Genomic DNA, 459 nt, shown 5'->3' with positions numbered 1-459 from the left:
ATTATAAAGGCAGTTGTTCCATTTTGTCTGCCTAAATGCCAAGCGGTTGGCGTTTCAGACGGCCTGTCATTGAAGCTTTATTGTTTGCCGATAAAGGCTTCTGCCTGTCTGCGTGTTTGCGCGTCTTGCGCCAGCAGGCCTTCGATATCGTGACGGCCGTCTGAAAAATCTTGGGCAAGGCAGTGGGCAACGACTTGGGCAATATCGGTAAACTTGATGCGTTTATCCAAGAAAGCGGCCACGGCAACTTCGTTGGCGGCGTTCAACACGCAAGGCGCGGCGCCACCTGCATTCATGGCCTGATAGGCAAGTTTCAGACATGGGAAACGGTCAAAATCAGGCTTTTGGAAGGTCAAAGCGGACAACGCGCCGAAATCCAACTCGCCCACGCCGGAATCGATGCGTTCGGGCAGACCCAAACAATAAGCAATCGGCGTACGCATATCGGGATTACCCAAC

At 52.7% G+C, this 459-nt stretch carries 1 pseudogene; it reads right to left on the bottom strand.

Annotated elements, in window-relative coordinates:
* Positions 1-77 precede the first annotated feature (77 nt).
* Positions 78-459 (bottom strand): annotated as a pseudogene (locus tag ACTHUR_RS20365) (1-deoxy-D-xylulose-5-phosphate reductoisomerase); the annotation flags it as partial.

It is taken from the genome of Neisseria sp. P0021.S007 (genome assembly GCF_051956855.1).
This window is presented reverse-complemented; position numbering and strand designations above follow the sequence as displayed.